Raw genomic sequence first — 9,007 nt, forward strand, 5'->3', positions numbered from 1 at the left:
TCCTTTCGCTAGTGACTCCCGTCATGAGCGTCGGGAGAGCAGGGCATAATAGAGCAAGGGTATCACCACCAGGGTGAGCAAAGTGGAGACCAGGATCCCGAAAATCAGGCTGATGGCCAGTCCGTTGAAGATGGGATCATCGAGGATAAACAGAGCCCCGATCATCGCCGCCAGCGCCGTCAGCATGATGGGTTTGGCCCGCACCTGCGCTGCTTCGATCACCGCCTGCTCGAACGCCACTCCGGCGCTGCGCTGCTGCTCGATAAAGTCCACCAGCAGGATGCTATTGCGTACGATGATCCCGGCCAGGGCGATCATCCCGATCATCGAGGTGGCGGTAAACTGGGCTCCCAGCAGGGCGTGGCCCGGCATCACCCCTATGATGGTGAGCGGAATAGGAGCCATGATGATGAGTGGCACCAGATAGGAGCGGAACTGGGCCACCACCAGCAGATAGATGAGGATCATCCCCACCCCGTAGGCGATGCCCATATCGCGGAAGGTCTCGTAGGTGATCTTCCACTCCCCGTCCCACAACAGCGCCACCTCCCCCAGCTTGTCGGGCTGCTGCACGTAATACTGGGGCAGATCGATGTCGGCACCGGCGGCAAACATGCCGTAGAGCGGGCTGTCGGTATGGCCACCCATGTCGGCTACCACCATCACCATGGGCTGCATGTTCTTGTGCATGATATAGCTGGGGGCCACCTCATCACGGCGACTCATCAGCTCGGAGACCCGCACCAACTGGCCGCTCTGGCTGCGCACCTTGAGGGCCAGTACGCCCGCCAGATCCCGTTTGTCACCGGGAGCCAGTTCGATGCGGATCGGCACCGGATACTTGGCGCCGTGACCCTGCAGCCAGCTGGCATCCTGATAACCCACCCCGCCATTGAGGGTGTTCACCAGATTCCCGAGATCGACCCCGAGCAGGGCCGCCTTGCTGCGATCCACCACCAGCCGCCACTTGGGCTGCGGGTCGGTCAGATAGATATCCACATCCACCAGATCCGCCGTGGCCACAAAACGGGCCTGTACGGCGCGCGCCGCCGCTTCACGGGCGGCCTGAGTCGGGCCATAGATCTCGGCAACGATGGGGGACCAGACCGGCGGGCCGGGCGGCACCTCAACGACTTTCAGGTTGCCCCCTGCCGCACTGGCGATGGCCTGCAGCGGCTCCCGAACCGACTGGGCAATCTGGTGACTGCTGCGATCCCGTTCATGCTTGTCCACCAGATTGACCTGAATATCCCCCACGTTGGCGCCGCTGCGGATAAAGTAATGGCGCACCAGCCCGTTGAAATTGATGGGGGCGGCGGTGCCGGCGTAGATCTGGTAATCCTTCACCTCAGGCACCTTGGCAAGCTCTCGTCCGACCGCCAGCAGGGTGCGCTCGGTCTGTTCCAGGGTCGCCCCCTCCGGCATATCGAGCACCAGCTGAAATTCCGACTTGTTGTCAAAGGGAAGCATCTTGAGCACCACCCACTGCACCACCGGCATGGCGGTGGCGGCCCCGACCAGCAGCAACACCACCAGCCAGAGTTTGCGTCTGGCGCGCTTGGCGCCATCACCAATCAGGAAAGGGGTCATCAGCCGGTGAAAAAGACCAGCCTTGGCCTCGCCGTGGGTACCGTGCACCGAATCCTTGAGCAAATGGCTCGCCAGCCAGGGGGAGAAGATGAAGGCAACCAGCAGGGAGATAAGCATCCCCATGCTAGCATTGATGGGGATGGGGCTCATGTAAGGGCCCATCAGGCCACTGACAAAGGCCATCGGCAGCAGGGCCGCAATGACGGTCAGGGTCGCCAGTATGGTCGGCCCCCCCACCTCGTCCACCGCCCCCGGTATCAGATCCTTGAGCGCCCCCTTGCCCAAACCGCGATGGCGGTGGATGTTCTCCACCACGACTATGGCGTCATCCACCAGAATGCCGATGGAGAAGATCAGCGCAAACAGTGACACCCGGTTGAGGGTAAAGCCCCACGCCCAGCTGGCAAATAGGGTCAGTGCCAGGGTGATGACGATGGCAACGCCCACCACCAGCGCCTCTCGCCAACCCATGCTCACCAGCACCAGCAGCACCACCGCCGTGGTGGCAAAAATCAGCTTGCCGATCAGGGTGTTGGATTTGGTCTCGGCGGTGACGCCGTAGTCCCGGGTCACCGTCACCTCGACCCCGGCAGGGATGAACCGGTTCTGCAAACTCTCGACCCACGCCTCCACCCGCTTGGCCACATCGACCGCGTTCTGGCCCGGCTGCTTGCCGATGGCCAGGGTCACCGCCGGATAACTGGCCTGCCCCAGCCCCATCCAGCTGCGTTTGGTCGGAGTCTCCTGACCCAGAGAGACCCTGGCCACATCCCCCAGATAGACCGGCTTGCCGTCGTGCAGCCCCACCACCAGCTCTCTAGCCTCCTGCTCACTTTGCAGGAACTGCCCCACCTGCACCTTGATCTCACTGTTGTCCTGCTCGATAGCCTGTGTCGTGCCTACCTGATTGGCGGCCGCCAGTCGCTGGCTCAGATCGCCCCAGCTGATGCCGTGGGCGCTAAGGGCCACCGGATCCGGCATCACCCGCAACACGGCACTCTGGCTGCCCAGCGTGTAAATATCGCGGGTACCGGGAATGCGCTTGAGTTCGGTCTCCAGCTCATGGGCGACCCGGGTCAGCTCGGGTGCCCCCAGTTGCTTGCTCCCCTCTTTACTCCATAAGGTCAGACTGACGATGGGGACATCATCGATCCCCCGGGGTTTCACCAGCGGCTGACCGACTCCAATCCCCTGTGGCAGCCAATCGCGGTTGGAGTCGAGCTGGTTGTTGAGATCGACGATGGCCTGCTCGCGGCTCACCCCTACCTTGAACACCACCACCAACAGGGCACCATCGGGTTGGGAAAAAGAGTAGAGGGTATCAATGCCCTTTATCTGGGAGACCACCTGCTCGGCTGGGGTGGTAACGAGAGAGGCCACTTCAGCCGGGCTGGCTCCCGGGAAGGGAATATAGACATCGGCGAAGGTGACATCGATCTGCGGCTCCTCCTCCTTGGGGGTCACCAGCACTGCAAACAGACCGAGCAACAGCCCCACCAGCGCCAGCAGCGGGGTGATGGCCGAGCCCTGAAACAGCGCAGCCAGCCGACCGGCAGGCCCCAGCCTCTCCTTGTTGCCGTTCAGCTCGCTACTCATGGGCCACCTCCTGCTGCTGCGCCCAGGCATCAAGGGCCAGCTTGTCACCCGCTTGCAACCCGGCCAGGATCTCGCACTGTCCCTCGACGCAATGGCCGACCCGCACCGGCGTCAGGACCCAGCCAGCGGGCTGCTGCAGATAGACGCCATTGAACTCCCCTTGCCGCAGCAGGGCGCGATCCGGCACCTGCAACACCTGACGCTCACCCTGCTTGAGCTGCACCTTGAGCCACATGCCGGGCAATACCCCGGCGGTTTGCGGCGGCAAGTCGAGGCGCAACCTGAAGGCGTGGCTCTGGCTGTCGGCATAGTTGAAGCGAGTCAGTTTGAGGGGCGTAACGGTCCTGCCATCCGGCAGCAGCACCTGCACATCAGCAGGCTCGCGAGCGAGCGTCAGGGCGGACTGGGGCAACTCCACCTCCACCCGCAAGGTGTCGAGGGAGAAGCCGGAGAGCAGCGGGGTACCGGGGGCGACAGTCTCCCCCAGCTCTACCAGCCGTTTGGTCACCACTCCGGCATAGGGAGCCAGAATGCGGGTATAACCGTAGGCCTCGCGGGCCTGAGTGAGGGCCGCATCGGCAGCGTTCACCTCGGCGCGGGCGGCGCGATCAGTCGCCTGGGCATTGTCGAGCTGGGCGCGGGTGATCACCCCCTTGGCAATCAGCGCCTGAAAGCGGGCGAGCTGGCGCTCGGCTTCCACTTGCTGAGCCTGCGCCCGCGCCAGCCGCGCCTCGGCACCCGTGACGGCGGCAAACTGCTCCTTGCCGCTGATCTCCAGCAGCGGCTGCCCCGCCTGCACCTGATCGTTCACATCCACCAGCATACGGGAGACCCGGCCGCTGGTCTGGGCCGCCACCGTCCCCTGATTGATGGCACTGACGGTGCCATCCAGCGTCAACCAGTCGGTCACCGCCTGTGGCGCCACTGTCAACAGGGGCACTGTCAGTGGGGCAATAGGCTCCCCGTCTGCGGCAAGGGCCTGGGGGGATGTCATGGCCTGCGATGTCATCACCAACAAGGTGATCCCCAGCAACCGGATCTTTTCCATCATTACTCTCCTTCCCTGGCGTAATCTGTCACTTCACGGGATCAGGCGGTATGGGACTGGCGCACCTTATCCACTCCCCGAACTGGCGCCTTGGTCAGCACCCTGGCCAGCCCTCTGTCAAACAGCAAGATCCCGGCCACCATGGCCGCTATAAACAACATTATCATGGGCTGCCCGCTGGAAATGAGACTCAGAGCAGGCCCCGGGCAGATACCCACCAATCCCCAGCCGATGCCAAACAGTGCGGCCCCGCCGATCAGCCGGCGATCCAGCCTGGGGGCCGGTACGGCGACGATGGGCTCCCCCAGCACGCTCTGGCGACGGGGTTTCACCAGCAGAAAATAACCCGGCATAAAGACCAGCAGGGCCCCTCCCATCACGAAGGCGAGGCTGGGATCCCAGGCCCCGGCCAGATCGAGAAAACCGGTGACCCGGGCGGGATCCATCATGCCGGAGATGGCCATCCCCAGTCCGAACAACACACCCGCAAACAAACTTGTCAGCAACTTCATGGCAATCAGCCCCTTACAGCAGATGATGAGTGACGAAGACGGTGATAAAGCCAGCCGCCATAAAGGTCAGGGTGGCGACGATGGAGCGCAGGGAGAGCCGCCCCATGCCACAGATGCCGTGGCCGCTGGTGCAGCCATTGCCAAGACGGGTACCGATGCCGACCAGCAGACCGGCCAGCAGCACTACAGGCCAGCCGGGCAAGGTGGTGAATGCGGGCATGGTGGCCCACCCCAGGGTCAGCGCCAACCAGGCGCCCGCCCCCAGCCCCAGCAGAAACAGCACCCGCCACGGCGCACGGTGTTGCAGTGCACCGGCCAGAATGCCGCTGATCCCGGCAACCCGGCCGTTGAACAACATCAGGATCAGGGCCGACAGCCCCGCCAGCATGCCACCGCCCAAAGAGAGCAGCCATTGGCTTTCCATCATCAAGATTCCTTATTTTCTGAGTGACAAAAATGGGTTTGCAGCGCCCCCAGCACATCGGCGGCCGCCTCGCTCACCAGCGAGTAGTAGATCTGCTGGGAGACCTTGCGCGAACGGATCAGGCCGTAGCGCTTCAATACCGAAAGTTGCTGGGAGAAGGCCGACTGCCCGAGTTGGCTATGGGCCAGCAGCTCCCCGACCCCCTTCTCCCCCTCCACCAGCTGGCAGAGCACCATCAGGCGTTCGGGATGAGCCAACGCCTTGAGCAGGGAGGCGGCGGCTGTCGCATGTCTGTTCATCTCGTCGAATTGGCTCATAAGAGTAAATTAGCAATTGCTGATATTTGTTCTATTGTATAAAACAACACTAAATTAGCAATATCTAAAGTAGATAAGGAGAAGGACCATGACAGTAGATAACGGAGTCAGAATCGTCGCGGGTTGCATGTTGCTGCTCTCGCTGATCCTTACCACCTGGGTTCATCCGGGCTTTGTCTGGTTGAGTGCCTTTGTCGGGGTCAACCTGATCCAGAGCGCATTCACCGGTTTCTGCCCGGCAGCGATGATCCTCAAACGGATAGGATTTAAATAACAGGGTCGGATGACCCGGCTCACATGAGCGTGTAATAAACGCAGGAGGCTGAACATGGCAACGGTAATCGTCATCGGCGCGGGTCTCGGGGGCATGTCTGCCGCCTACGAACTCAAGGCCGAACTGGGCAAGCAGCATGAGGTGATCCTCATCAATGACAAGCCGGACTTTGAATTCACCCCCTCCAACCCCTGGATTGCCGTCCAGTGGCGGGAGCGCAAGGAGACCTCGATCCCCATCGAACCCCATGTGAAGAAAAAGGGGATCCGCTTTATCCATGCCGCCCTGACCGAGCTGCAACCGGCGGTGCAGCAGCTCACCCTCTCCGATGGCCAGACCCTGCGTTACGACTTTCTGGCGATCTGCACCGGCCCGGCCCTCGCCTTTGACGAGGTAGCGGGGGCTGGCCCCGAATCCGGTGGCACCACCAGCGTCTGTACCCTCTCCCACGCCGAAGAGTGCCGCCACAGTGTCAGCGCACTGGTCGATGAGCCCGGCCCTGTGATTGTCGGCGCCATGCCGGGCGCCTCCTGCTTCGGCCCCGCCTACGAGTATGCGTTCATCCTCGATCGCCACCTGCGCGACAAGAAGGTGAGGAAAAATGTGCCCATGACCTTTGTCACCAGCGAGCCCTACATCGGCCATCTGGGTCTCAACGGCGTGGGCGATTCTAAGGGGATGCTGGAGAGCGAATTGCGGATGCGCGACGTGCAGTGGATCTGCAATGCCCGCACCGTGGCGGCGCAAGATGGCCAGATGACGGTGGAGGAGCTGGACGATGAGGGCAACCTCAAGCGCACCCACACCCTGCCCTACAAACACGCCATGATGCTGCCCGCCTTTGTCGGCATTGCGCCGCTGCGGGGCATCGAGGGGCTGGTCAATCCCCGCGGCTTTGTCATCGTCGACGAACACCAGCGCAATCCTGCCTTCCCGCAGATTTACGCCGCCGGGGTCTGCATCGCCATTGCCCCGCAGCACAAGACGCCGGTACCGACCGGGGTGCCCAAGACCGGCTATATGATTGAGGCGATGGTGCGCACCCTGAGCCACAACATCAAGGCGGAGCTCAGCGGCCAGCCGCCGGTGACCAAGGCAGTGTGGAATGCCATCTGTCTGGCAGACATGGGGGACACAGGTGCCGCCTTCGTCGCCATGCCGCAGATCCCGCCGCGCAACGTCGCCTGGTTCAAGAAAGGAAAGTGGGTCCATCTGGCCAAGATCGCCTTTGAGAAGTACTTCCTGCACAAGATGCAGGTGGGGGATACCGAGCCCATCTACGAGAAACTGATGCTCAAATACCTTGGCATCGACAAGACCGAATGACCCCGCAGACCCGGCCCTCGCCGGGTCTGCTTTTGGCGGCCCTGCACGGCAAAACGGGGCTTTCGATTATGTTTCAAGATGTTGCTGCGGGCGGCGCGGGGTTTACCCGGCCTGCCGCCTCGGCTATCATTCGAGCCTCTTATCAATAGCGGAGACCATCAGTGGGCAACTCATCAAGTGACAGTTGTAGACCGACCCTCATCGTCGGTACCAAGGTCGCGAGCTAGCCGCAGGTCTTTCTCTGCCGCAACTCGCAACCCTGCGAGAAGCGGAAATCCACTCCCCTCTTCTCCCTTTTTACACTTGACGTCTGGCAACCAGAGGCCAATCGCCACGGTCGCCATGCCTGCATAGTTTCTGCTTCCCACAAGGAGGCTGCTATGCGTTTTATCTCAATCAAACCGGCTGCGGATCGCGCGGTCGCAACAGGTTCTGTTGCTACCCGGGCTCACCCCCTGTTGAGCCGGCTCGGCCGTGGCATGCTGCCACGCTGGCTGGGCGGCAAACAGCGTCAGCACCACTACCGGCTGCAGATCCGCTGTGAGGATCGCGCCGATATGGAGCAGGTGCTGGATATGGTGAACCACACGTTGCAACCGGCCGGGCTGCAACCGATGCAATCGATGAAGCCGGGTCGCGGCGGCGGGCGAGAGCTGGTGCTCAACCTGCAGTGCACCCCGCCCCAGCGACGCTATCTGGTGCAGTTCGTTCATCAGGTCGGAGTAGCACATCCGGTGCGCTGGCAACTGCGCCCGCGCATCGACAGCGATCCCGAACTCAACTGACCGCACACCTGCGTTAACCACAGTGAAAGGGGCCAGCCACGCTGGCCCCGCTTGTTGCGTCCTCTCCGAGCGTCAGGGCATCTGATGATGCTCCCGCCTCGGGACGCCGCGTTTTTGTTTTTCTGCTGGCCATCCGCGCAATCATCCCCTGATCCATCCGCCTCCCGGCGTTTCATCGTGGATTGCGCCAAGCCAGCGCTCATCAGAAGGAGTACGCCATGAAGATGTGGCAACAAATTGACATGATCTCCCTGCTCGACACCCTGGCCAGCCTGCTGCTCGCCTTTGTGCTCGGCAGTCTGGTCGGGCTGGAGCGCCAGTACCGCCAACGTACCGCAGGCCTTCGCACCAACGTGCTGGTCGCCGTAGGGGCCGCCCTGTTCGTCAGTCTGGCCCAGCGTGTCTATGACCTGCACGGCGGCAACTACAACGTGGTCCATGTGGTGGCCTATATCGTCTCCGGCATTGGCTTTCTCGGCGCCGGCGTCATCATGCGCGAGTCGGGCAATATCCGCGGCATCAACACCGCCGCCACCCTCTGGGGCGTAGCAGCAGTCGGCGCCGCCTGTGGCGCCGGGCTGGCCATGGAGGCAATTCTGGGCGCCCTGTTCGTGCTGGCCGCCAACACCCTGCTGCGACCGCTGGTCAACCAGATCAACCGTCGCCCGGTGGACAATACCGACACCGAAGTGACCTACAAGGTGACGGCCCTGACCCAGCGCGAGCATCAAAAAGAGGTGCTGCACTGGCTCGAGGAGATGCTGGAGCAGGCCAACTACCCCTTGAGCGAACTCGATATCGAGCCGTTTGGCGTGGGGGATCTGGAGATCTCTGCGGTGCTGCTCGCCACCTCCATCGATGGCGATGAGCTGGATGCCCTGATGCAAAAGCTGGCCATCCACCCCCATATCAAGCAGGTGTTCTGGCGTACCAGTACCACCGATTGAGCCGTTGGTCAGAAGAACGAACCATCCGACCGCAGCAAAAAGCCCCGCCAGCAATGGCGGGGCTTTTTTCATATGGATGTCCCGTCCTGAATATGGTTTACACCTTTCCCCCCAATAAATGGAGAACCCGATGGGACAAGGTGTGAAACGGACACAGCGCGATTACTCGCTGACTTTTAAACTGGCGC

Annotated in this window: 9 protein-coding genes; 4 read left to right on the forward strand and 5 right to left on the reverse strand. The window is 62.1% G+C overall.

Features of this window, described 5'->3' with window-relative positions:
- Positions 1 to 21: 21 nt before the first annotated feature.
- The 5 genes from ACB040_RS19680 to ACB040_RS19700 are packed head-to-tail and all read right to left on the reverse strand — an operon-like array spanning position 22 to position 5,487.
- Complete coding sequence (locus ACB040_RS19680; protein WP_371156161.1) at positions 22 to 3,186, reverse strand: efflux RND transporter permease subunit; 3,165 nt, start codon at positions 3,184 to 3,186, stop codon at positions 22 to 24.
- On the reverse strand, positions 3,179 to 4,234 hold the full coding sequence (locus tag ACB040_RS19685; RefSeq protein WP_371156180.1) for an efflux RND transporter periplasmic adaptor subunit: 1,056 nt from the start codon (positions 4,232 to 4,234) through the stop codon (positions 3,179 to 3,181). The genes ACB040_RS19680 and ACB040_RS19685 overlap by 8 nt, the downstream gene beginning before the upstream one ends.
- A gap of 41 nt (positions 4,235 to 4,275) precedes the next feature.
- The gene (locus ACB040_RS19690; protein ID WP_371156159.1) at positions 4,276 to 4,746 is read right to left on the reverse strand and encodes a DUF6691 family protein; all 471 of its coding nucleotides are present in this window, start codon (positions 4,744 to 4,746) and stop codon (positions 4,276 to 4,278) included.
- A gap of 13 nt (positions 4,747 to 4,759) precedes the next feature.
- Positions 4,760 to 5,173 carry a YeeE/YedE family protein gene (locus ACB040_RS19695; RefSeq protein WP_064338373.1) on the reverse strand — a complete coding sequence of 138 codons (414 nt, stop codon included), beginning with the start codon at positions 5,171 to 5,173 and terminating at the stop codon, positions 4,760 to 4,762.
- A complete protein-coding gene (locus ACB040_RS19700; protein WP_005338008.1) occupies positions 5,173 to 5,487 on the reverse strand; it encodes a helix-turn-helix transcriptional regulator in 315 nt (104 codons plus the stop codon). Before ACB040_RS19700 ends, ACB040_RS19695 begins: the two co-directional genes overlap by 1 nt.
- Before the next feature lie 88 nt (positions 5,488 to 5,575).
- Here ACB040_RS19700 and ACB040_RS19705 point away from each other — a divergent pair, with 88 nt between their 5' ends.
- The 4 genes from ACB040_RS19705 to ACB040_RS19720 all read left to right on the forward strand — a co-directional run bounded on the left by ACB040_RS19705 (position 5,576) and on the right by ACB040_RS19720 (position 8,819).
- Complete coding sequence (locus ACB040_RS19705) at positions 5,576 to 5,761, forward strand: DUF2892 domain-containing protein (protein ID WP_005344304.1); 186 nt, start codon at positions 5,576 to 5,578, stop codon at positions 5,759 to 5,761.
- Positions 5,762 to 5,815: 54 nt separating this feature from the next.
- Positions 5,816 to 7,087: an NAD(P)/FAD-dependent oxidoreductase gene (locus ACB040_RS19710; RefSeq protein WP_371156156.1), complete on the forward strand. Its 1,272-nt coding sequence runs from the start codon at positions 5,816 to 5,818 to the stop codon at positions 7,085 to 7,087.
- Positions 7,088 to 7,467: 380 nt separating this feature from the next.
- Positions 7,468 to 7,872 carry a hypothetical protein gene (locus tag ACB040_RS19715; RefSeq protein ID WP_371156154.1) on the forward strand — a complete coding sequence of 135 codons (405 nt, stop codon included), beginning with the start codon at positions 7,468 to 7,470 and terminating at the stop codon, positions 7,870 to 7,872.
- A 218-nt stretch (positions 7,873 to 8,090) separates the two neighbouring features.
- Positions 8,091 to 8,819 (forward strand): MgtC/SapB family protein, encoded by a 729-nt coding sequence (locus ACB040_RS19720; protein WP_323906329.1) that lies wholly within the window; start codon positions 8,091 to 8,093, stop codon positions 8,817 to 8,819.
- The last annotated feature ends 188 nt before the right edge of the window (positions 8,820 to 9,007 follow it).

Source organism: Aeromonas sp. S11(2024) (assembly GCF_041402345.1).
Taxonomy (GTDB): domain Bacteria; phylum Pseudomonadota; class Gammaproteobacteria; order Enterobacterales; family Aeromonadaceae; genus Aeromonas; species Aeromonas veronii.